This window comes from Leisingera sp. ANG-S5, from assembly GCF_000813925.1.
In the GTDB taxonomy this organism is placed as follows: Bacteria; Pseudomonadota; Alphaproteobacteria; order Rhodobacterales; family Rhodobacteraceae; genus Leisingera.
Genome location: NZ_JWLH01000008.1, coordinates 82,112 through 105,739, shown reverse-complemented (window position 1 = coordinate 105,739; position 23,628 = coordinate 82,112). Strand labels below are relative to the sequence as shown.

Below are 23,628 nucleotides of genomic sequence, written 5' to 3'. Positions count from 1 at the left end.
ACGAGGCCCTCCGCCCCCATGACGGATATGACCGCCCTCAGCGGCGCGACTCCCATTCTGCGCGAGATTTTCGGCTTTGACGCCTTCCGCCCGGGGCAGGAGGAGATCGTCGACGCCGTGACCGCCGGGGAAAACGTGCTGGCGATCATGCCCACCGGCGGCGGCAAGTCTCTGTGCTTCCAGCTGCCCGCGCTGCTGCGCGACGGCATCACCGTGGTGATCTCTCCCCTGATTGCGCTGATGCGCGATCAGGTCCGCGCTTTGCAGGAGGCCGGCGTCAATGCAGGCGCCCTCACCTCCGGCAACACCGATGAAGAGACCGAACAGGTCTGGGAGGCAATCGAGGCCGGGCGGCTCAAGCTCCTCTACATGGCCCCCGAACGCCTCGCCTCCGGTGCGGCCATGGGGATGCTGCGCCGCATCGGCGTCAGCCTGATTGCGGTGGACGAGGCCCATTGCGTCAGCCAGTGGGGCCATGACTTCCGCCCCGACTACCTGCGCATCGGCGAGCTGCGCCGCGCCCTGGACGTGCCGCTGGCCGCCTTCACTGCGACAGCAGACCAGGAAACGCAGGAAGAAATCGTCCAGAAACTCTTCGACGGCGAGGCCCCCCGCAGTTTCCTGCGCGGCTTTGACCGGCCAAACATCCATCTGGCATTCGGCGCCAAGGACAGCCCGCGCCGCCAGATCCTGGAATTCGCCGCCGCCCGCAAAGGGCAATCCGGCATCGTCTACTGCGGCACCCGCGCCAAAACCGAAGCGCTGTCTGCTGCGCTGCGCGAAGCAGGCCATTCCGCCTGTTTCTACCACGGCGGCATGGAGGCTGAGGACCGCCGCATCGTCGAGACCCGCTTTGCCCGCGAGGACGGTCTGATCGTGGTCGCAACGGTTGCCTTCGGCATGGGCATCGACAAGCCCGACATTCGCTGGGTCGCCCATGCCGACTTGCCGAAATCCATAGAGGCCTACTACCAGGAAATCGGCCGCGCGGGCCGCGACGGCGCGCCGGCCGAAACCCTGACCCTGTTCGGCCCCGACGACATCCGCCTGCGCCGCGCCCAGATCGACGAGGGCCTCGCCCCGCCCGAACGCCGCGCCGCCGATCACGCCCGGCTCAATGCGCTGCTGGGGCTGGCCGAGGCGTTGCGCTGCCGCCGCCAGAAGCTGCTGGGCTACTTCGGCGAAGAGGCGGAGCCTTGCGGCAATTGCGATCTCTGCGACACGCCCGCTGATGTGTTCGACGGCACTACAGTGGTGCGAAAGGCGCTGTCGGCGGTGCTCAGGACAGAGGAATGGTTCGGCTCCGGCCATCTGATTGACATCCTTCTGGGTGCCGACAACGAGCGGATCCGCGCCAAGCGCCATGACGAACTGTCGGTCTACGGCTGCGGCAAGGAATTTGGCAAGCGCCAGTGGCAGGCGGTGTTCCGGCAGATGATGGGCCATGACCTGCTGCGCCCGGACCCGGAACGCCACGGCGCCCTGCGGTTCACCGAAGCGGCGCTGCCGATCCTGCGCGGCGAGCAGTCCATTGAGCTGCGCCGCGACACCATCAAATCCGCAGACCGCCGCCCGGCGGTCAAGGCGCTGGTCTCCGAGGAGGACGCCCCGCTGCTCTCGGCGCTCAAGGCCAAGCGCCGCGCGCTGGCCGAGGCGCAGAAAGTGCCGGCCTATGTGATCTTCCCCGACCGCACCCTGATCGAGATGGCCGAGCTGCGCCCGGAAACCCTCGACCAGATGGCGCGCATCAATGGCGTTGGCGCCAAGAAGCTGGAACGCTACGGCGATGATTTCCTGGGCGTGATCACCGGTGCGGTTGAGCAGCTGCATCCGGCACGGCGCAAGCTGGCGGGCCGGGACTCCGGTTCCGTTTTTGACGGGCTGCTGGAAGCGCAGGCACAGCTCGCCCGCGGTGCATGCGGCACGCTGAAGCCGCTAAGCTGTTCGGCGTCGCTGCTGGCCAAGGTGGCGCAGCTGCGTGCTGGCGACGAGGCCGGCATCACAAGGCTGTTAGGGGAGCGCCGCGCCGAACGTTTCGCCTCGGCATTTCTGGACGTCCTGCGCGGCGCGGGCTAGGGTCGCGCCAAGAGCAGAAGGGGGCAGATATGCTGGTAGTAACCTCTCCGGCCAAGAAGCTGGACTGGGCGGAACGGGATCAGGAGATGACCTGGCCCGCGCTGCATGACGACGCGGTGGAATTGGCGGATGTGGCGCGCGAACAATCCGTGGCAGACCTGATGAAGCTGATGCACATCAGCGAGGATCTGGCCAAGCTGAACCATGCCCGTTTCCAGGACTTTGCCGCCGACCCCAAGACAGACGCCACCCGCCCGGCGGCGCTGGCCTTTGCCGGTGACACGTATCAAGGGTTGGAGGCCGCCTCGCTGGACGCCGATGAAATGGCCTGGGCGCAGGAGCATTTCCGCATTCTGTCGGGCCTTTACGGCGTGCTGCGCCCGCTGGACGCGATGCAGCCCTACCGGCTGGAGATGGGCTCGCGGCTGAAGAACCCGCGCGGCAAGAACCTCTATGAATTCTGGGGCAGGCAAATATCCGAGGCGTTGAACGCGCAGGCAGAGGCCGTTGGCGCAGAGGTGCTGGTGAACTGCGCCAGCCAGGAATACTTCGGTGCGGTGGATCTGGCAGCGCTGAAGCTGCGGGTGGTCACCCCGGTGTTCATGGAAGACAAGAACGGCACCCCCAAGGTGGTCAGCTTCTACGCCAAGCGCGCCCGCGGAGCGATGGCGCGCTATATCATCCAGCGCCGGCTGACGGATAGCGAAAGCCTCAAGGACTTCGATGCCGGCGGCTATGCCTACCAGCCGCAGATGTCGGAGCCGGACAAGCCTGTCTTCCTGCGCAAATCCTGAGTGAGAGCGGGGAGGCTCCCGCCCGCTCTGGCACATTCAAAGAATGCACCGTTCCGGTTGGGCCCGGCAGCGCGCGGAACGCGCAGCCGGGCCCAAGGCCGCATAAGGGCGTCTCCGGCGCGTCAAGACAGGATTAGATTGTGACGGCCGCAGCCTCAGCTGCTTGTGGCGGACCCAAAGCCTTGCCCACCGAGCCTTGGGACGCGGGCAGAAAGCGGCTGGCAATAGGGCCCCGGGGCCTGCTTAGGGTGCGCCGCCCGCGGCAGCCTGGGCAGGCGGACCATCAGCCTCCACCGGTTTAACGCCTGCAGGCGCATGACTGCGGATCTGGTCGTGGATCAGCGCCTTGCGCAGCGGTTTAGTCAGGTAATGGTCCAGCCCGGCAGCCAGAATACCCTCGGAATCGCCTGCCATTGCATGTGCGGTCAGCGCCACCATCGGCACATGGGTGCCTGTCCCGGCTTCCAGCCTGCGGATTTCCATCGTGGCTTCCTTGCCGTCCATCACCGGCATCGAGATGTCCATGAAGATCAGGTCAGGGCGGAAGGTCTTGAACGCCTCCACCGCCTCCAGCCCGTTGCCGGCGAACTGCAGCTCGATGTTCAGCTCCTTCACGATCTTGCGGAACACCAGCTGGTTGGTCTTGTTGTCCTCCGCCGCCAGAACCCGCATCTTGCGCACGACAGGGGCTGCAGGCGGGGCAGCGGCAGCAGGGACAGCAGGTTGTGCCGGCACCGCCGCAGCAGGTGCAGGAGGCACGGGTGAGGGAGCCGGCACCACAGCCGGTGCCGCAGGAGCAGCTGCGGGGGCTATTGAAGCAGGCGCCGCTGGAGCAGGCGCGGCGGGAACCGGGGCCGGAGCCGCGGCGTCACTGCCGATCCGGGCCAGCTGGCTGAACAGATCGCTGCGCGGTGCGGGGCTTTGCAGCACGCCGCTGACCAGCTGCCGCACATCTGGCCCAATGGCAGCATGCGGGCTGGAGTTCAGAAGCAGCACCGGCACCCGGTCCCAGCCGTAAGCCCTGAGGTCGCGGGCCAGCTGCAAGCCGTCCAAACCAGGCAGGTTATGGCCGCTCAGCACCAGGCTGATGCCGCCCTGCATCGCCGCCAGCGCCTCGGCGGCAGTGCCGGCCGTTGTCACCTGCAGCCCCAGCATCTGCAGGTGCTTCTGCAGGATCTCGCAGTTCAGCGGCACATCATCCACCAGCAGCACATGGCGCAGGCTGCCGGGCAGTTTCGGCAGCGCCTGCTCAGCCGGGCCAGTCACCGGCAGCGGCACCCGGAAGCCAAAGCAGGATCCCTTGCCCTCTTCGCTGTCGACCCAGATCTCGCCGCCCATCATCTCGATCAGGCGTTTGGAGATCGCCAGCCCCAGGCCGGTGCCCTCGAACTTGCGGTTGCGCTCGTCCTCGACCTGGTTGAATTCGCCGAACACATGCTCGATTTTGTCGGCAGGGATGCCGATGCCGGTATCCTCGATAGTGACATGCACCGCGCATTGGCCGTCTTCGGGGGAGGTGATGCCGGTCACCCGCAGAGTGACATGGCCCGTCTTGGTGAATTTCACCGCATTGCCGGCCAGGTTCGTCAGCACCTGCCGGATGCGGCCCGGGTCGCCGGTGAAGCGGGTGGGCAGGAACAGGTCGTAATCCACCAGCAGCGCCAGCCCCTTGTCGCGGGCAGTGGGCTGCAGCAGCATCACCACCTCATGCAGGCTGCGCTCCAGGTCGAACTCCTGCGGGTGCAACTCCAGCTTGTCGGCCTCGATCTTGGAGTAATCCAGGACGTCATTGATAATGACCAGCAGCGCCTCGCCCGAGTTCTTGATGGTCTTGGCATAAAGCCGCTGCTCATCGTCCAGTTCAGTGTCGTTCAGAAGTTCCGCCATGCCGACCACACCGTTCATCGGGGTGCGGATCTCGTGGCTCATATTAGCGAGGAAGGCGGATTTGGCGCGGTTTGCCGCCTCGGCCCGGGCGCGGGCATCCTGCAGTTCCTGCTCATAACGCACGGTTGAGGTGATATCGAGCGCCAGCGTCACCACATCACCACCATGGCCGCGCTGGTCAATCAGCCGCAAGTAACGCTCATCCCAGAGCTGGACCACAACCGGTTCCGGGGAATCGGACTTCCAGCGCTCTGTCATCATCGCATGCCAGTCGCCGGCCTTCATGCTGCCGGTGCTGATCAGCCCCTCTTCGATCAGCAGCTCCAGGATCCGCGCGTAGGTGATGCCCGGCGTGACCTCTTCCAGCCCGTCAAAGATGTTGAGGTAAGCCGTGTTGGCGCCGATCAGATGGCCGGCCGCGTCAAAGAAGGCAAACCCGTCCTGAAACGCCTGGATCGAATGCCACAGCCGCCGTTCGGCGGTCTCGATCTTCTCGTTGGCGGTATGGAGGTCGGATTTCACCTTGGCGTTTTCGTCGCGCACGGTGGCGACCTCGGCCTGGGTCTGGCCGATCTGCTTGGTCAGCGCCAGCGCGTGGCGGCCCAGTTTGCGGTTGGCAGCGGACAGCTCGGCTTGCTTCAGCTCAAGCAGCCGTTCGGCGGCGAGCCTTGCCCGCCGTTCCTCCGCCAGTTTGTCAGCAAGGCTCATCCCTGCAAACTCCGCAATCCATCAGCACAAAATAGCGCCCAGCAATTTCTGCGCGCAGGGCAGCGGCGCTGCTCTCCCTTTTTGTTACGCGGAGGAATCTTGCTATGACGTTAAGCCCGTGCCAGCCTGCCCCCAGTATTGGAGGGTGCCATGCCGCGTCTGTTTGCTTCTGCTTTTCTCTATTTCATTGCTTTTGTTGTGTTTCTGCCGGCTGCCCAGGCGCAGCAGGCGGTTCCTGAGTTTCGTTACCAGGCTTACGCGGATACCGATTTCTTCGGATCCGACCTGCAGCCGCTGTTTGACACCGATGCCGCGTCCTGCGCCCGGGCTTGCTCAGCGCAGGCGGGCTGCGCTGGATTCGTGTTCAATCAAAGGGCAAACGCCTGTTTCCCCAAATCCGCGCTGGGACAATCCAGCCCTTATGCGGGCGCCCTGTCGGCCGTGAAACAGCCCGCCGCCGCGGGGCTGGCCGCAGCCGCAGCATCGCGCGCCGCGCGGCTGGATTTCCTGTCGGATCAGGAACTGCAGCGCGCCGCCGGATTAGCCCGCACTATGGGACTGGACTACCCCCTGGAAACCAATAACGCGGATGAGGCCCGCACCGCTGCCCGCACCCTGCTTCGGGGCGGCGAGTCGCTGGCTGCGCTGCGCTGGATGGCGCAGGCCGCGGTGCTGAGCGATGAGGCTGCGGATTGGACCCAATTTTCAGGATATTTGCTGCGTGCCGCCAAGGACAGCAACAGCCGCAGCCAGCAGCGCCGTTACCGTGTGCAGGCCTATTCCGCGGCGCTGAACGGCTACCTGCGGACAGAGGCACCCGAGGCGCAGGCCCAGGCGCTGCGCCAGGCAGCTGAGTCGGTGGAATCACTGGGCCGCGGGCGGGATATGCTGCCGCTCCTGCATCTGGCGGAGGAGATCATTCCTCTCAAGGCCAACGCCGAGCTGCTGAACCATGCCATCCGGAAATACGGCTTCCGCGTCACCTCCAGCTCGGTGGAAAGCGACAGTGCCGCACCGCGCATCTGTGCCGAGTTTTCGGAGGATCTGGAACAGGCCGGCACTGATTACGAAAACTATGTCCGCATGGGCGAGGGCGGCCTGGCCGTTACCGCTCAGGGCCGCCAGCTGTGTGTGGACGGGGTGGAGCACGGCAAGCGCTACCGCATCACCCTGCGCCGCGGCTTGCCCGCCGCCAGCGGCGAGCAGCTTCTGAAGGACGTGGAGCTGACCCACTATGTCCGCGACCGCTCCCCGCAGGTCCGCTTCCCGGACCGCGCCTATGTGCTGCCCGCAGGCGGTCAGGCCGCGCTGCCGGTGGAAACTGTGAATGTCACGGACCTCGACCTGCACCTGCGCCGGGTCAGCAGCCGCAACGTGCTGCGCACTCTGCAGGAGGGCTATTTCGCCAAGCCGCTCTCCCAGTGGGAGGATGAGCATTTTGCCTCGGATATTGCCGAGGAAATCTGGACCGGCAGTGCCAGCGTTGATACCGCCATCAATCAGGTGATGACCAGCCGCCTGCCACTGGAAGATGCGCTGACTGGGCAGAAGAAGCCGGGGCTTTACGCCCTAACCGCCCGGGTGCCGGGCGCTGATCCTTATGACGATGCAGGCGCCACCCAGTGGTTTGTGCTGACCGGCCTCGGCCTCAGCACCATGTCCGGTAGCGACGGGCTGCATGTGCAGGTGCAGGGGCTGCGCGATGCCAAACCGCAGGCGGATGCCGAGGTCAACCTGATCTCCGCCGCCAATGAGGTTCTGGCGACCGCCAGCAGCGACGCCAGCGGATATGTGCATTTTGCCCCAGGCCTCACCCGCGGAACCAGCGGCGCGGCACCGGCGCTGATCACCGCGCGGGCAGGGGAGGGGGATTTCACCTTCCTGCCCCTCAATGATGCCGCCTTTGACCTCTCCGACCGCGGCGTTTCGGGCCGTCCCGCCCCGGGGCCGGTGGATGTGTTCCTGGCGACCACCCGCGGCGCCTTCCGCGCCGGGGAAACCGTGCATGTGACCGCGCTGGTCCGGGACAGCAACGCGCAAGCCATCGACGGCTTGCCGCTCACCGCAATCCTTTTGCGCCCGGACGGCGTGGAATACACCCGCCAGACCTCCGCCGCAGGCCATCAGGGCGGCCATGTCTTTGCCCTTGCCACCGGCCCCGCCGCCCCGCGCGGCACCTGGCGGATCGAGATCAAGAGCGACCTCAAGGCCCCGGCGCTGGCCAGCCGCCAGATCCTGGTTGAGGATTTCCTGCCTGAGCGCATCGACTTTACCCAGAAGGTCGCCAATGCAGATGCCCTCCAGCCGGGCGGTGCAGCCCAGATTGATCTGCAAGCCGACTACCTGTTCGGAGCGCCGGGCGCGGGCCTGAAGGTGGAGGGCAGCCTCCGCCTCACCGCCGCAAACACACTGGATCAATGGCCCGGCTTCCGCTTTGGCCGCTATGATGAGGCGTCTTCTGCCCAAACCGAATATTTCGGCGGCCAGGAGACCGGAGCCGACGGCAGTGCGACTTTTCCGGCCAGCCTCCCCGCCGCGACCCCCGCAGAGGGCAAGCCTCTGCTGGCAACCCTCACCACCCGCGTTGCCGATGGTGCCGCGCGCCCCGTGGAGCGCACGCTGGAGTTGCCGGTCCGCCCCGCTGGTCCGGTCCTTGGCATCAAACCCATGTTTGACGAGGTCGCGGCAGAAGGCTCTGAGGCAGGCTTCGAACTCATCGCCCTGGCCCCGGACCTGACCCCGATGCCGATGCGCGTGAAATGGACCCTGAACCGGGTCGAAACCCGCTATCAATGGTATCAGCTCTACGGCAACTGGAACTGGGAGCCGATCACCCGCCGCACCCGTATCGCCACCGGCGAGGCGCAGCTGGGCAGCGATCCGCTTGCGCTCTCCCAGCCCGTTGACTGGGGCCGCTATGAGCTGGTGGTGGAGCGTCTTGACGGCGCCTATGCCTCCGCCGCCTATGACTTCTATGCCGGCTGGTACGCGCCCGAGGGCAGCACCGAGACCCCCGCCCGGCTGGAGCTGTCGCTGGATAGCGAAAGCTATGCCCCCGGCGACACCGCCCGCCTGCGCATCGTGCCGCAGGCCGCGGGCACGGCGCTGATTTCGGTGGTCTCCAACCACCTGGTCCACCGCATCGCGGTGGAGGTCCCGGCAGGCGAAACCATGATCCCGCTGGAGGTCACGCAGGATTGGGGCAGCGGCGCCTATGTGACCGCCACCGTGATCCAGCCCGTGGCTGGCGACCGTGGCCGCACCCCGCTGCGCGCGCTGGGCCTGGCCCATGCCAGCGTCACCCAGCCCGGCCAGCAGCTGCAGGTCGCGATTGACGTCCCCGACGTTGTCCGCCCGCGCGGCACCCAAGTGGCAAAACTCCGCGTGGACGGCGCGGCTGAGGGCGAGGAGGTCTGGCTGACGGTAGCCGCCGTCGACCTCGGCATCCTCAACCTCACCGGCTTCACCAGCCCCGATCCCAGCGCGCATTACTACGGCCAGCGCCGCCTGGGGATGGAGCTGCGCGACGTCTACGGCCGCCTCATTGACCCCGGCAACGGTGCGATGGGACGGATCCGCTCTGGCGGTGATGCGGACAGCGGCATGAAGATGCAATCGCCGCCGCCAACGCAGGACCTTGTGGCGCTGTTCTCCGGCCCGCTGAAAGTGGACGCCAATGGCGAGGCCGTATTCCCCCTGATGCTCCCCGCCTTCAACGGCACCGTGCGGCTGATGGCGGTCGCCTGGTCGGGCAAGGCTGTGGGACAGGCGGAGGCCGACATGCTGGTGCGCGACCCGGTGGTAGTCACTGCCTCGCTGCCGCGCTTCCTGGCGCCGGGCGATCAAAGCCGCGCCCGCATTGAAATCGTCCACGCAGACGGCCCCGCCGGAGACATGCAGCTGACGGCAGCCACCGCCGGCGGCCTGACGCTCGGCAGCCTGCCAGCCTCCGTCACTCTGGCAGATCAGGGCAAGGCAGTGCTGGAACTCCCCGTCACCGCTGAAACCGTGGGCGACCACGCGCTGACCCTCACCCTCACCACGCCGGACGGGCAGGAGCTGCGGCAAGACCTGCGGATGCCCGTCCGTGCCAATGATCCGGTGACCTCGGAAACCCGCCGTTTCACCCTCGCAGCCGGTGACACCTTCCTGTTCAGCAAGGACGTCTTCGTGGGCCTCCGCCCGGGCACCGCCCGCGCCATTATCTCTTCCGGCCCGCTCGCCAAGTTCGACGTGCCGGGCCTCTTGGCGGAACTGGACCAGTACCCCTACGGCTGCACGGAGCAAGTCACCTCCAAGGCGCTGCCGCTCCTCTACCTGAGCTCTGTCGCCCAGGCCGCAGGTCTGGGTGACGGCTCGGCGGTGGATGCCCGTATCAACGCCGCTATCCGCCAGGTGCTGACCCGCCAGGCCCCCAGCGGAGCCTTCGGCCTCTGGCGGGCAGACAGCGGCGAGTTCTGGCTGGATGCCTATGCCAGCGACTTCCTCAGCCGCGCCCGTGCGCAAGGCTATGAGGTGCCGCAACAGGCCTTTGCCCAGGCAATGGACAACCTGCGCAACCGCATCAACTATGCTGCCGATTTCGACATCGGCGGCGAGGAGATCGCCTATGCCCTTCTGGTGCTGGCGCGGGAGGGCGCGGCCCAGATGGGCGACCTGCGCTACTATGCGGATGTGAAGGGTGAGGGTTTCGCCACCCCCCTCGCCGCTGCCCAATTAGGAGCAGCACTTGCGGCCTATGGCGACCAGCGCCGCGCTGACCGGATGTTCGCCCGCGCAGCGCAGATGATCGGTGCCGAGAGCCAAGGTGAAGCCCGCCTCTGGCGCGCCGATTTCGGCACCCGCCTGCGCGACACCGCGGGCGTTCTGGCTCTGGCGGCGGAAGCCGGATCAGAGGCCGTGGACCGCGTCGGCCTGTCCGCGCGGCTTTCAAACGCCAGCGGCTATCGCTCCACCCAGGAATCCGCGTGGACCCTGATGGCCGCCCATGCGCTGGCGCAGAATCCCGAGGACTCAGGTCTGCTCGTGAACGGCCAGCCGGTCCAGGGCCCGTTTGTGCAGGCGGCTGACGGTCAGGACGTGCCGGAACTGGCACTGACCGCCGCCAGCGGCAAAACAGCTGAAATAACCCTCACCACCCTTGGCGTGCCAGAGGTTCCGCCGGCCGCGGGCGGCTTCGGCTACACCATCGAGCGCAGCTACTACACGCTGGAGGGGCAGCCGTTGGAGGTGCAGTCCGTGCAAGCAGGCGCCCGCTTTGTCGCCGTCCTGCGGGTGACGCCGCATGAGAAAACCGGCGCCCGGCTGATGATCAACGACCCGCTGCCTGCGGGATTTGAGATCGACAACCCCAACCTCCTGCGCTCCGGCGATCTGCGCGATCTCGACTGGCTGAACCCGGCTGAGGCGGAACACGCCGAGTTCCGCAGCGACCGCTTCCTGGCGGCGGTGAATGTGCGCGACGCCGGACAGGTGACGCTGGCCTATGTGGTTCGTGCAGTGACATCCGGCGTGTTCCTCCATCCGGCGGCCTCGGTCGAGGACATGTACCGCCCGGCCTACCGCGCCCGTACGGCGGCAGGGCGTGTGGAGGTTAGGTGAAACGCCTGTTCAAAAGAACTAAGGGCATTGCCCGTCCGCGGGGGGGCGAGTATCGCCCGCCCGGGGGGGCGGACGGGCGCTGCCCGGCCTATCGGCCAGGCAGGAAGTGGAAATGGGGTGCGGCTGTTCTAGCGCTTGGTCTTGTCGCTGCCTTCTCGGCCCACCGGGCCTTTGACACCTGGATAGACCGCACAAACCTCCCTCTCACCCTCACCGAGACATCCACTGAAGTCCTCGACCGCAACGGCAAGCTGCTGCGTGCCTACCCCGTGGGCGACGGCCTTTGGCGCCTTGCCGTCCAGCCGGCCGACGTCGACCCGCGCTTCCTGCAGATGCTCCTGCGCTACGAGGACAAACGGTTCCGCTCCCACTTCGGCGTTGACCCCATCGCCCTCCTGCGCGCTGCAGGCCAGGCGCTGTGGAACACCCGCGCCGTTTCCGGCGGCTCCACCCTCACTATGCAGGTGGCGCGCCTGCTGGAAGACGGCACCACCGGGCGCTGGGCGGGCAAGCTGCGGCAGATGCGAGTGGCGCTGGCGCTGGAACGCCGTCTCAGCAAGGATCAGATCCTCACCCTCTACCTGACCCACGCTCCCTATGGCGGTGCAGCGGAAGGCATCCGCGCTGCGACCTACAGCTGGTTCGCCAAGGAGCCAAAGCGCCTGACCCCGGCTGAGGCCGCGCTGCTGGTCGCCCTGCCGCAGAGCCCCGAACGCCGCCGTCCCGACCGTTTTCCTGAAGCCGCGAATGATGCACGCGACCGGGTGCTGGCACGAATGCAGCGGCAGGGTCTCCTGACCAACGAACAAACCGAAGCCGCCCGCCGCACCCCGCTGCCACACCGCATGGCTGCCTTCCCGCGCCTCGCCCCGCATCTGGCAGACCGGGTGGCGGCAAATCACCCCGGTAAGCGCCAGTTGCACCTGACCCTCGACGGCGCCGTGCAGGCGCGGATGGAAACCCTGCTGGCAGAGGCTGCCCGAAATTCTGGCCCGCACCTCTCCGCCGCCCTCATCGCCGCTGACCACCAAACGGGTGAGGTTCTGGCCATGGCTGGCTCTCCCGGCTACTCCGACGCCACCCGCCGCGGCTTTGTCGATATGACGCAGGCCATCCGCTCTCCCGGCTCCACTCTGAAACCGCTGATCTACGGTCTCGCCTTCGACCAGGGGCTGGCGCATCCGGAAACTCTGGTCCACGACGGCCCGGTCAATTTCGCAGGCTACGCGCCGCAGAACTTCGACGGCGAATTCCGCGGCGACATAACCGTGCGTGAGGCGCTGCACCTGTCCCTCAACATCCCCGTGGTGAAACTGACGCAAGAGCTTGGCCCGGCCCGGGTGATGGCGTCCTTGCGCGCCAGCGGCGCCAGCCCGGAACTCCCCGGCGGCGCGCCAGGGCTGGCGCTGTCGCTCGGCGGACTCGGCATCAGCCTGCAGGACATGGTGCAGCTTTACACGGGGCTGGCCGCAGGCGGGCAGGGGCCGCGCCTTCGCATGATGCAGGGCAACGCGCTGCAGCCCGCAGGCCGCCTCACTTCCCCCGAGGCCGCCTGGCAGGTCGCTGACATCCTGCGCGGGCTGCCGGTCCCTGCCAGTGCGCGGGCCGGAACCATCGCCTATAAGACCGGAACCTCCTATGGCCACCGCGATGCCTGGGCGATCGGCTGGGACGGGCGCCACGTGATCGGCGTCTGGATGGGCCGTGCCGACGGCACGCCGGTGCCCGGCATCTTCGGCGGCGACCTGGCTGCACCGGTGCTGTTTGAGGCCTTTGGCCGTTTGAAACCCGCGCTCGATCCTCTGCCGCCGCCGCCCCCCGCTACGCTGATCGTCAGCTCCGCAGACCTGCCGCCGCCCTTGCAGCGCTTCCGCCCGCGGGATGCGGCCTTCTCTGAACCAGCAGACGCACCGGAGCTGATCTTTCCGCCCGAAGGCGCCCGGCTGATGCTGGAGGGTGCTGACCTCACTCTGAAACTCCGCGGCGGCACCGCGCCGTTTCTGGTGATGGCCAACGGCCAGCCGGTGCTCTCGGGCCAGCGCAGGCGCGAGTTCTCCCTGCCCAGCCCCGGCCCCGGCTTCTCCTCGCTGGTGATTGTCGATGGCGCCGGCCGTTCCGACCGGGTTAACCTGCGGATCGATTGATCCCGCAATTTTCTTCGAGGCCCTTTCATGCTGAAGCCCCTGCTCGCCGCCTGCGCCCTTGCCGCTACGGCCCCCGCCGCCATGGCCGCCTGCGCCAGTGATGCCGAAGTCGCCGCGTTCATGGAGAGCTACCTGGCCAAGACCCCTGCGCAGGCGCTGTCCCCCGGCGGCAGCATGGAGGATGCGCTCTGCTCCCAGGCCAAACTCGCCGCCGCGCTGGAGCCGCATTTGGGGCCGGTGATCGGCTACAAGGCCGGCCTCACCAGCAAACCCGCGCAGGAGCGTTTTGGCGCCGCCGAACCGGTACGGGGCCTGCTGTTCCGGGATATGATGCTTGAGGACGGCGCTACCCTGGATGCGCCTTGGGGCGCCATCCCGATGGTTGAGGCCGACCTGATACTGGTGGTCGCCGATGACGGCATCAACAATGCAACCACGCCAGAGGAGGCCCTGGCCCATATCTCCGCCATCCGCCCCTTTATCGAACTGCCCGACCTGACGCTTGCCAAGGGCCAGCCCTTCACGGCTGAGACGATCACTGCAATGGGGGTTGGCACCCGTCTCGGCGTCCTCGGCGTGCCACTTTCGGTGCAGGACCCGGCAGCAATGGCCCGGATGCTGGAGGAGATGTCGGTTACAATGCGCGATGCGGCGGGCGGCGTTCTGGTTCAGGCGCCCGGCCGGGCGGTGCTGGGCAACCCGGTCAATGCCGCCCTGTGGCTGCGCTCCAAGGGGGTGGTGTTCAAATCCGGAGACTTGATTTCCGTCGGCTCCTTCGGTCCGCTGTTTCCGCCGCAAAAGACCAAGGGCGGGGTCAGCGTGATCTATCAGGGCCTGCCGGGTGACCCGGTTGTTGAGGTGTTTTTCCCGGAATAATCCGCTGCGGCCGGGAGGAGGTATTTCGCTTCGGGCTGTGCCCGAAGCGACCCGCGCCGCGCCTTTGGCGCGGCGCTTGGCCCAACGCTCGCGGGTTTTTGCCAGAAAACCTGCGAAAGGCGGGAGAGCCCCGGCTGCGGCAGCCGCCTACCGCCGCCCCTCACGCAGCCAGCCTGCGAGGAGGAAGAAGGACGCGAGCAGCAGCGCCAGCCAGCCGGGCAGAAGCGGGCCTTGGGACACTGAAAGCGTCTCATAAGCCTCCCGCGGGGTCAGGCCGATCCAGCCGCGCCCGAAGGCAGGCCGCCCGGCCCGCACGCTGCGCAAGGACGGCATCCCGTCCTCCAGCCGCAGGACGCCGCCGCGCAGGGGTTCCAGCAGCGGTGCCAGCACAGACCCGGTGGCAATGGTTTCCTCAAACTCCTTCGGTGCCGCAGGACCTAGCCCCACCACCGTGCTCTCCTCGCCTTCCTGCAGATGGTACAGCCCCGGCTCCGGCCCCTCATAGCGGGCTTCCCATTGACCCGGCGCAGTTTGACGCAGATTCAGCGCCACGGTAGAGCCATCGGGCGCAGTGACCGTCACCGGTCCCACCCCACCTGCCAGCGTGCGGCGCAGGATGCGCATCCGCTGGCCCGTCACCTCGGCCCACAGCGCCTCTTCTTCCAGCTCCGGCTCTTTCATCATCCAATGCGCAAGACGGCGCAGCAGCTCCAGCTGCGGCCCGCCGCCTTCATATCCGCGGCTCCACAGCCAGGCGTGGTCCGAAGCCAGCAGGGCCACCCGGCCCTCACCCACCCGGTTCAGCACCAAGAGGGGGCGTTCGCCGGCACCGCTCATCAGCACATGGCCCTCCGGCGTCCGCAGCTCGATCTGGCGCAGCCAGCGGCCCCAGTCTGCAGCGCCCTCAAGGCCCGAAGTCACAGGATGCTGCTTGCCCAGATCGGTCACTTCCGGACGGTAGGCTTCCTCCAGCACCCGCGCCGAAGGCTCTGCCGGCAGGATCAGCGACAGCGGCGAGCGATAGATGCTGTCGGCGCTGGCAAAATCGGGGCCCGCCGCCACCAGCACCGCACCGCCGCCCATCGCGTAATTGGCCACATTGTCCAGATAGACCGCCGGAAGGATGCCGCGCCGCTTGTAGCGGTCAAAGATGATCAGGTCGAAATCCTCGATCTTCTCCAGGAACAGCTCGCGGGTGGGGAAGGCGATCAGCGACAGCTCCTCCACCGGCACCCCGTCCTGCTTCTCTGGCGGGCGCAGGATGGTGAAATGCACCAGATCCACAGCGCTGTCGGACTTCAGCAGGTTGCGCCAGGTGCGCCCGCCCGCGTGCGGCTCACCCGACACCAGCAAGACCCTCAGCCGGTCGCGCACCCCGTTGATCTGCACCAGCGCCTGATTGTTGCGCGCGGTCAGCTCGCCCGGCTCCTCCGGCACAGAGAACTGGATCACGTTGCGCCCGCCGTGCTGCAGCACCATCGGGAGTTCGAAATCGACGCCGACGGGGAGGGCAAACCGCTTCGGCGGCCCGCCCGCGACTGAAACCTCAAGATCTGCAAAACCGCCCTCAGCCGGCACCGCGCCCTGATCCTCGATCCTCAGCGTCAGCTTGACCGGCTCGCCGATGATGGCAAAGCCAGGCGCGTTCGTCACGATCAGGCGGCGGTCCCAGTCGTCTTCGCGGCCAGTCAGCAGCAGGTGCATCGGGGCGGGCAGGTTCACCGGCTGATCGGTGTCATGCGCCTGCCCGTCACTCAGGGCAATGATCCCCGCCACCCGCGCCCGCGGCTCATCCGCCAAGGCCTGCGCAACGGCTGCCATCAGCCTTGTGCCCTCGTCGCCCTCGCCATCCGGCACGGTGACCCAGCGCACATCGGTGTTGGGCCGGTCCGCCAGCGCCGCCTTCAACTGACTGCGCGCGCGCTCCGTCTGTTCCGGGCGGTCGCGCAACTGCTGGCTGGCGGTCTGGTCTTCCGTCACGATCACGATATCGCTCAGCGGCGCGCGGTCCTCGCTCTGATGCACCGGACCAGACAGAGCCGCCAGCAGCACCAGCGCCGCCAGCGCCCGCAGCGCCCAGCCGGACAGCCCTTTCCACAGGCCCAGCAGCAAGGCGGCCAGGGTCACCGCGCCGGCAGCCCAGATCACCGGCCAGGGCACCAGCGGGTCAAACAGGATCGTCTGTGTCATCGCGCGCTCCTATTGCCCCAGCCGGTCCAACAGGGCCGGCACATGCACCTGGTCGGATTTGTAGTTGCCGGTCAGCACATGCATCACCAGGTTGACGCCGAACCGGAACGCCAGCTCCCGCTGCCGCTCCCCAGCATAGCCGCGCCCGACCGGCAGCAAGGGCCGGCCGTTCTCATCCACCGCCCAGGCCGCGGCCCAGTCGTTGCCGCCGATCACCACCGGCGTCACCCCGTCGTTGAGATTGCGGAAGGGGATGCCCTCTGCCTGTTCCGCATCCGGCGGCGCCGCCTCAACCCAGACCGGACCGCGCCCGTGGCGGCCGGGGAAGGCCTGCAGCAGGTAGAAGGCGCGGGTCAGCACATGGTCCTCCGGCACCACCTCCAGCGGCGGAATGTCCAGCGGCAGCGCAATCTGCTGCAGCCGCCGCGCCGCCGGGCTGGTCGCGCCAGAGGCCGCCAGATCCGCATCGCGGGTATCAAAAAGGATCATCCCGCCGGACCGCAGATAGGTGTTCAGCTTCGTATAAGCCTCCGAGGAGGGCAGCGGCTGATCGCGGGTGACAGGCCAGTAGAGCAGCGGGTAAAACGCCAGTTCATCGCGCTCCAGGTCGACACCGGCCGGCGCGGCAGGCTCAACCGAGGTGCGGAAGAACAGCGTGTCCGTCAGCCCGCGCAAGCCCGCCGCCGCCACCCGGTCCACTTGCGGATCGCCTGTCAGCACATGCGCCAGCACCAGTTCCGAGGCCAGCGCCGCTGCCCGCAGATCCGCCTGCGTCTGCTCCTGCGAGGGGGCTGGGGAAGGGGCGTCCTGCGCCCGCAGATCCTGCGGCGCGGCCAGTGCTGCGATCCCCAGCGCCGCAGCCAGCGCCGCGGTGCGGGCGCGGCCCAGCAGGCCGGAGACCGCCAGCGTGCCCAGCACATCCAGCGCCAGAAGCCCCAGCGCCAGCGTCAGCAGCGTACCGCCCAGCGGCAGCTCCTGCGGCGCGCCATAGCCGCTGACGGCAACCGAGGCCGGCCAGCGCGCGGCCATCAGCTCATCATCCGGGCGCAGCACATTGCGCGCCAGCATCCGCCGCCCGCCGTCATAAACCCCGGGCCGCAGCTCCGGCCCCGCGGGTGCCGCCACCAGATCCGGGCCTGCCACGCCGGGCAGCGTCTCTGCTGCCTCCAGCCGGCCGAAACCATCCAGCACCTCGACCGGCGTCCAGGTGGTGCCTTCCAGATCCCCGGCCTTGGGCTGCGCGGCCGAGGAGGACACCGCCAGCCGCTCCAGCATCGACACGAACAGGCCCGACAGCGGCAGGCTGCTCCACTCCGCGTTGGCGGTCACGTGAAACAGAACCACCTGGCCCTGGCCCAGCGTCTTGCGTGTGACCAGCGGCGTGCCGTCCGCCAGTTCCGCAATCACCCGGCCGGCCAGCTCCGGGTCCGGCTGCGCCACCACCTGCGAACTGATCGAGACTTCGCCCGGCACCTCCAGCCCGTAGAACGGCGAGCCCTCGCCAAAGGGCGCCAGCGTCTTCGGCTCGCCCCAGCTCATGGCGCCGCCGATGCTGCGCCCGCCAATCCGCAGGCGCACCGGCATCAAGGGTTCTTCACTGTTGCGCGCGGTATCGCTCGCGGCCAGCCGAGGTCCGGCAAAGCGCAGCAGGAGGCCGCCGTTCTCGACCCATTCGATCACCGCCTCTTCCTGCGCCGGCGCCAGCCGCGCCACATCGGCCAGCACGATCACATCGGGATTGGCCGGCAGCAGGTCCCGCAGTGCGCCTTCCAGCAGCTCTGCCGAGGGCGCCAGCGCCTGGCGCAGGTAGTGCAGCGGCGACAAGAGCGCCAATCCCTCGTCGGCGCTTTCTGAGGAGACCAGCGCCACCTCCCGCCGCCTCAACGAGTCATCGGTCAGCGCCACCGCGCCCGCCGATGTCACGCCGCGGATTTCAAACCGGGACAGCCGCGCGCGCAACTCCGCAGGCAGCGACAGTTCAGCCGAAGCCTCCCGCGCCCCATCCGCAAACCGCAGCGGCAGCGACGCCAGACTGCGCTCGGTGCCGCCCGGGTCCTTGCCCTGCGCCACCACGGACACCTCCTGCGCAGGCCCGCCGCGGCTGCGCTGCACTGTCAGCTCAATTGCGCTGCCGCTATAGCTCGCGGGCATCAGACCCAAGACGGGCAGCGGCTGTTCAAACACTTCAATCTCGCCGCGCTGCCCCAGCGCCTCGATCAGCCCTTCGCGGCCTGGATAATCCAGCCCGTCGCTGAACCACACGGTGTCAAACCCGCCCTCGGCGGCGCCAATCGCCTCCAGCGCCTGCGCGAGCTGCTCCGGCCCCGGCTGCCAGGGCAGCGGCACCAGCCCGGCCAATTGCCGCTGCCAGCCGCTGGCGGCGCGGAATTGCAGGGGTTCCGGCGCGCTCAACCGCAGCACCGCTACCGGGCGCTCCGCCCGCCCGGCCTCGTCCAGCTGCACCCCGGCCTGGGCGCTGGTCTGCTTCCAGCCCGCCGCGCCGCCCCAGCTGGCGTCCATCACAATCAGCAGCGGCCCGCTGCCGCCGGTATCTTCGGTCGCGGGGTTCAGCACCGGCCCCGCCAGGCCGATGATCGCCGCCGCCACCGCCAGAAGGCGCAGCAGCAGCAGCCACCACGGTGTGCGGTCCGACAGGCTCTCGTCATCTTTCAACCCCAGAAGCAGCGTCACCGCCGGAAACGGCTGGCGTTTCGGCGCAGGCGGGATCGCGCGCAGCAGCAGCCACAGCACCGGCAGGGCCAGCAAGCCCAGCAAGAGCCAGGGAGCGGTAAAGCCGATGCCTGCAATCATGGTCATGGCGCGGTCCGCTCCAAAGCGTGGTAAAGCCACATCAGCGCCGCCTGTGCCGGATCGCCCGTGTGGTGCTGCCCGAACCGCCAGCCGGCCTCGCGGCAGAGCCGCTCCAGCGCGTCCCGCCGCTCTGCCAGCCGGTCCAGATAGCGCTCCTGCAGGGCAGAGGCCTTCAGTGTTTCATGTGTGACACCGCCCGCGATGCTCTGAAACAGCGTGCGGCCTGCGAATGGGAAAGCCTCCTCTGCCGGGTCCAGCACCTGCAGCAGCACGCCACGCACCCCACGCGCAGCAGCCTTGGACAGCGCCTGCTCCACCGGCTCAAAAGGACCCAGAAAATCCGAGATAAACAGCGCCCGCGCATGCGGGATCAGCGCCCGGTGGCCGGGCGGGGCGTAATCCTCCGCATCGTCATCCGACAAAGCCTCCGCCAGACGCAGGATCTGCACATTACCGCGCCGTGGCGGCAGCGTGCCGCCGGTGAGGCCCACCCGCTCGCCGCCCTGCACCATCAGCACCGCAGCCGCCAGCCCCAGCAGTCGCGCGCGCTCCGCCTTCTGTGGCAGCTTCGGCGTGGAGGCAAAGCGCATCGAGGCACCGGTATCGACCCACAGGTGCACCGTCTGGGCAATCTGCCACTCCCGCTCGCGCACATATTGCACGTCGCCCATGGCCGAACGCCGGTGGTCGATCATCCGGCGGCTGTCGCCGGCCTGCGCCGGGCGGTACTGCCAGAAATCATCGCCGGTGCCAGCCCGGCGGCGGCCATGCTCGCCCATCAGGACAGAGCCTGCCAGATGCCGCGCCTGCACCAAGAGCGGCGGCAGGGCGCTGGCCTCGGCCTCCGCCCGGTGCCGCAATCCGGTTGCAGCGTCAGAGGCCGCAGGCCTTGTCACGCGGCGGCCCCGGTCCGGGCCAGTTCGCTTGCGGTTTCCTCAATGAGCGCCGCCAGGCTCTCACCCCGTGCGCGCGCGGCAAAGTTCAGCTGCATCCGGTGGCTCAGCACCGGTTTCGCCATGTCCAGCACGTCTTCTGCGTTGGGCGCCAGCCGCCCCTGCAGCAGCGCCCGTGCCCGCACCGCCAGCATCAAGGCCTGCGCCGCCCGCGGGCCCGGCCCCCAGGCCACGGTCTGCGCCACATGGTCCGACACGCCCGGCTCATCCGGGCGGAAGGCCCGCACCAGATCCAGGATCATCTCGACAACCGATTCCCCCACCGGCATCCGCCGCAGCAGGGTCTGCGCCGCGATCAGCTCTCCCGCCGTGAACACCTGATAGGCCTCGTCCTCCTCAACGCCGGTGGTCGCCAGCAGGATATCCCGCTCGGTTGCGCGGTCCGGGTAATTCACGTCGATCTGCAGCAGGAACCGGTCCAGCTGCGCCTCCGGCAGCGGATAGGTGCCCTCCTGCTCGATCGGGTTCTGGGTCGCCAGCACATGGAACGGCGCGCCCAGGGACCGGTCCTCGCCCGCCACTGTCACCACCCGCTCCTGCATCGCCTGCAACAGCGCCGATTGGGTGCGCGGGCTGGCGCGGTTGATCTCATCCGCCATCAGCAGCTGGCAGAACACCGGCCCCGGCACAAAGCGGAACGACCGGTGGCCGTCTTCTGCCGTGTCCAGCACTTCCGAGCCGAGAATATCCGCAGGCATCAGGTCGGGGGTGAACTGGATGCGGTTGCCATCCAGCCCCATGACCGTGCTGAGGGTTTCCACCAGCCGGGTCTTGCCCAGCCCCGGCAGGCCGATCAGCAGCCCGTGGCCGCCGCACAGCAAAACCGACAGCGTGAGGTCCACCACCCGCTCCTGTCCGATAAAGCGTCTGGTGATCGATTCGCGCGCCTTCTGCAGCTTGGCTTCCAGCGCTTCGATATCCCTCAGCAGATCGTCCGTTTCAGGCATGACATTCCTCGTTTCCCGGATATATGCTGTTACTCTATCGTGCTGACAGGAAATGGCAAAAGCAATGAGCGGACAAAAACCCGTGACCCCCGATGCCGAAGGCATTGCCGCGGCGGCAAAAGCAGCCGGAAAGGGCAAGGGATTGCCGCCCGTCCACCTGTGGAACCCGCCGTTCTGTGGCGATCTGGACATCCGCATCGCACGCGACGGCGCGTGGTACTACCTCGGCACGCCCTTCACCCGGTTCGAGCTGGTCAAGCTGTTTGCCTCCATTCTCAAGCTGGAGGACGGCAAGTACTACCTTGTGACCCCGGTTGAAAAGGTCGGCATCACCGTCGAGGACGCCCCCTTTGTGGCGGTGGATTTCGATGTGGCCGGGCAGGGGCGCGATCAGATGATCACCTTCACCACCAACATTGGCGACAGTGCCGCAGCCGGGCCGGACCACATGATCCGGGCAGAGCGCGACCCCGAAACCGGCGAGCCGTCCCCCTATGTCATGATCCGCGCGGGCCTGGAGGCGCTGATTGACCGCAAGAGCTTTTACCGGCTGGCGGATCTGGGCGAACACCATGGCGATTGGTTCGGCGTCTGGTCCGGCGGCACGTTCTTCCCGCTGATTCCGTCCGCTGAAATTGAGGTGGAGTAATCTCCCGGCCATCCACAAATCTACCGCCCGGACGAAAGGCCGGGCAGCGCCCGTCCCGCCCCCCAACGGGGCGCGCGCTTCTCGCCCTCCCCACGCGGGACGGGCGCTGCCCTCTTCAGCAATTGGTGATCCGGTCAATCGCGTATGACGTGCGGCAAAAACCAGCCAGCCTCTGGTTAACGAAAGTTTAATAGGAAAATTCTGCTCTTTTGACGCCTTGGCTGCCCCGCCGCGCGGCGCTAGACCATCAGTCAACAAGGAGAATCCTATGCCCCGCTTCGCGGCCAATATCTCGCTGCTGTTTGCTGAGCTGCCCTATCTCGACCGGTTCCAGGCCGCCGCTGCGGCAGGGTTTGAGGCGGTGGAGATCCTCTACCCTTACGAACTCGCCGCCAAGGAAACCCAGCGCGCGCTGATGGCCAACGGGCTGCGGCTGCTGCTGATCAACGCGCCGCCGCCGAACTACACCGGCGGCATGCCCGGCTATGCGGCGGTGCCCGAAGGCACCGACCGCTTCCAGCGCGACATCCGCCGGGTGCTGCGCTACGCCGAGGCGCTGAAGGCGGGCAAGATCCACGTGATGGCGGGCTATGCCAAGGGCGCGGATGCGCAGCGGACCTTCATAGAAAACCTGCAATGGGCCGCCGACCGCGCGCCGGAACAGATGTTCACCATCGAACCGCTGAACAGCGGCGACCAGCCCGGCTATTTCCTCGACGACTACAATCTCGCGGTGGAGGTGTTGGACGCGGTGGACCGCCCCAATGTCGGCCTGCAATACGACGCCTACCACGCGCAGATGATCCACGGCGACGCGCTCAAAGTGTGGGAGACCTTCGGCCCCCGCGCCGTGCATGTGCAGATCGGCGCCGCGCCGGGCCGTTGCGAGCCGGGCACCGGGCCGGTGGACTTTCAAGAGTTGTTCGAAGCCATCGACGCCAGCGGCTATGGCGGCTGGGTCAGCGCCGAATACACCCCTTCGACCCGCCGCACCGAGGACAGCCTGGGCTGGATGGGCTGACCGTCGTCCTGGTCCGTCTGCGCAGATATCTGTGCAGCGGCGCAGATTGTTCCGCAGTCAAGGCACCGCATATCTCCGGCAGAACCCCGTGTCCCGCTGCCAAGGAGGCCGCCATGATCCCCGCCCGCTTTGCCCCGCTTCTGTCCGGTTTCCTGATGTCGCTGATGATGTCCTCGATCGTGTCGGGCATCTCCACCCTGCGGGTTGCCGGCACGGATGAGGGCTTTGCCGCCGCCTGGCTGACCGCCTGGGCCTACAGCTGGCCGGTGGCCTTCCCGGTTGTGCTGGCGGTGGCGCCGCTGGTGCGCCGGATCGTGGCTATCGCCATCCGCCCGCCGGATGCGGCATGATGCCCGCGGCAGGCTGGAATACACATTCGTGAATTGAAATGTGTAATCCAGCAAGGCATAAGATGCCGTAACATTAAAAGGACCCCGCCCATGCTCCCCGCCCGTTTTGCACCCGTGCTGTTCAGCCTGATCCTGTCGGGGATGATGTCCTTCATCGTGACCGGCGTCGCCACCTGGAAGGCGCTGGGTTTCGGCACAGGGTTCGGCGGCGCCTGGATGCAGGCCTGGAGCCTGAGCTGGCCGATTGCCTTCGCTGTCGCCTTCACCGCCGCGCCCCTGGTGCGCAGGCTGGTTGCCAAGCTGGTCAAGCAGCCCGCGGGCAGCTGAAACGGGGCGGTAACTGGGCAGGGGGAACTCCCGCCCGCCGCAAGCTGCATCAAAGATGCAGCAGCACCGGTTGGGCGCGGCGCCGCTGGCGCGGCGCACAGAGAGTTCGCTGAGAAGCCCCTAAGGGCAGGTCTGCCCTTGAGGGGCGCTGCCGATTGTTTTCAGGGCGGGCCGCGTCAAGGGCAAGCCGCGCTGACCGCGCGGAGGCTGCGCCTCCCTTGACCCGGTGAGGCGAGGGCGCGGCACAATCCGCGCCGCGCCAGCGGCGCCATGCCCAACGGGATGAGATCGCCA

The 23,628-nt window shown here is 67.6% G+C and carries 14 protein-coding genes; 9 read left to right on the top strand and 5 right to left on the bottom strand.

The window, feature by feature from the left end; translation table 11 throughout:
- Window positions 1-18: 18 nt before the first annotated feature.
- Complete coding sequence (recQ, locus tag RA25_RS13470) at window positions 19-2,076, top strand: DNA helicase RecQ (RefSeq protein WP_039146889.1); 2,058 nt, start codon at window positions 19-21, stop codon at window positions 2,074-2,076.
- Between the two features lie 29 nt (window positions 2,077-2,105).
- On the top strand, window positions 2,106-2,870 hold the full coding sequence (gene yaaA, locus RA25_RS13465; RefSeq protein ID WP_039173072.1) for a peroxide stress protein YaaA: 765 nt from the start codon (window positions 2,106-2,108) through the stop codon (window positions 2,868-2,870).
- Between the two features lie 243 nt (window positions 2,871-3,113).
- On the opposite strand, the gene RA25_RS13460 is transcribed toward yaaA, so the two are convergent.
- Complete coding sequence (locus RA25_RS13460; RefSeq protein ID WP_039173069.1) at window positions 3,114-5,465, bottom strand: response regulator; 2,352 nt, start codon at window positions 5,463-5,465, stop codon at window positions 3,114-3,116.
- Between the two features lie 150 nt (window positions 5,466-5,615).
- Between RA25_RS13460 and RA25_RS13455 the strand changes: the two genes are divergently transcribed.
- The 3 genes from RA25_RS13455 to RA25_RS13445 all read left to right on the top strand — a co-directional run bounded on the left by RA25_RS13455 (window position 5,616) and on the right by RA25_RS13445 (window position 14,086).
- A complete protein-coding gene (locus RA25_RS13455) occupies window positions 5,616-11,066 on the top strand; it encodes an alpha-2-macroglobulin family protein (RefSeq protein ID WP_193747978.1) in 5,451 nt (1,816 codons plus the stop codon).
- Between the two features lie 182 nt (window positions 11,067-11,248).
- Window positions 11,249-13,210, top strand: a complete 1,962-nt coding sequence (gene pbpC, locus RA25_RS13450; RefSeq protein ID WP_052254255.1) for a penicillin-binding protein 1C — start codon at window positions 11,249-11,251, stop codon at window positions 13,208-13,210.
- 27 nt (window positions 13,211-13,237) lie between these two features.
- On the top strand, window positions 13,238-14,086 hold the full coding sequence (locus RA25_RS13445; protein WP_039173067.1) for a 2-keto-4-pentenoate hydratase: 849 nt from the start codon (window positions 13,238-13,240) through the stop codon (window positions 14,084-14,086).
- 147 nt (window positions 14,087-14,233) lie between these two features.
- Here the strand turns inward: RA25_RS13445 and RA25_RS13440 are convergent, their stop codons facing one another.
- The 4 genes from RA25_RS13440 to RA25_RS13425 are packed head-to-tail and all read right to left on the bottom strand — an operon-like array spanning window position 14,234 to window position 20,987.
- Window positions 14,234-16,276 (bottom strand): membrane protein, encoded by a 2,043-nt coding sequence (locus tag RA25_RS13440; protein ID WP_039173062.1) that lies wholly within the window; start codon window positions 16,274-16,276, stop codon window positions 14,234-14,236.
- 9 nt (window positions 16,277-16,285) lie between these two features.
- The gene (locus tag RA25_RS13435; protein ID WP_039173059.1) at window positions 16,286-19,093 is read right to left on the bottom strand and encodes a DUF4159 domain-containing protein; all 2,808 of its coding nucleotides are present in this window, start codon (window positions 19,091-19,093) and stop codon (window positions 16,286-16,288) included.
- On the bottom strand, window positions 19,090-19,983 hold the full coding sequence (locus RA25_RS13430) for a DUF58 domain-containing protein (protein WP_039173057.1): 894 nt from the start codon (window positions 19,981-19,983) through the stop codon (window positions 19,090-19,092). Before RA25_RS13430 ends, RA25_RS13435 begins: the two co-directional genes overlap by 4 nt.
- Window positions 19,980-20,987 (bottom strand): AAA family ATPase, encoded by a 1,008-nt coding sequence (locus tag RA25_RS13425; RefSeq protein ID WP_039173054.1) that lies wholly within the window; start codon window positions 20,985-20,987, stop codon window positions 19,980-19,982. Before RA25_RS13425 ends, RA25_RS13430 begins: the two co-directional genes overlap by 4 nt.
- A 64-nt stretch (window positions 20,988-21,051) precedes the next feature.
- On the opposite strand from RA25_RS13425, the gene RA25_RS13420 reads away from it, so the two are divergent.
- The 4 genes from RA25_RS13420 (at window position 21,052) to RA25_RS13405 (ending at window position 23,334) form a co-directional block, all read left to right on the top strand.
- Window positions 21,052-21,636 (top strand): DUF1285 domain-containing protein, encoded by a 585-nt coding sequence (locus tag RA25_RS13420; RefSeq protein ID WP_039173051.1) that lies wholly within the window; start codon window positions 21,052-21,054, stop codon window positions 21,634-21,636.
- Window positions 21,637-21,904: 268 nt separating this feature from the next.
- The gene (locus RA25_RS13415; RefSeq protein WP_039173047.1) at window positions 21,905-22,657 is read left to right on the top strand and encodes a hydroxypyruvate isomerase family protein; all 753 of its coding nucleotides are present in this window, start codon (window positions 21,905-21,907) and stop codon (window positions 22,655-22,657) included.
- A 113-nt stretch (window positions 22,658-22,770) separates the two neighbouring features.
- The gene (locus RA25_RS13410) at window positions 22,771-23,007 is read left to right on the top strand and encodes a DUF2798 domain-containing protein (RefSeq protein WP_039146911.1); all 237 of its coding nucleotides are present in this window, start codon (window positions 22,771-22,773) and stop codon (window positions 23,005-23,007) included.
- Between the two features lie 90 nt (window positions 23,008-23,097).
- Window positions 23,098-23,334 carry a DUF2798 domain-containing protein gene (locus RA25_RS13405; RefSeq protein ID WP_039146914.1) on the top strand — a complete coding sequence of 79 codons (237 nt, stop codon included), beginning with the start codon at window positions 23,098-23,100 and terminating at the stop codon, window positions 23,332-23,334.
- Window positions 23,335-23,628 lie beyond the last annotated feature (294 nt).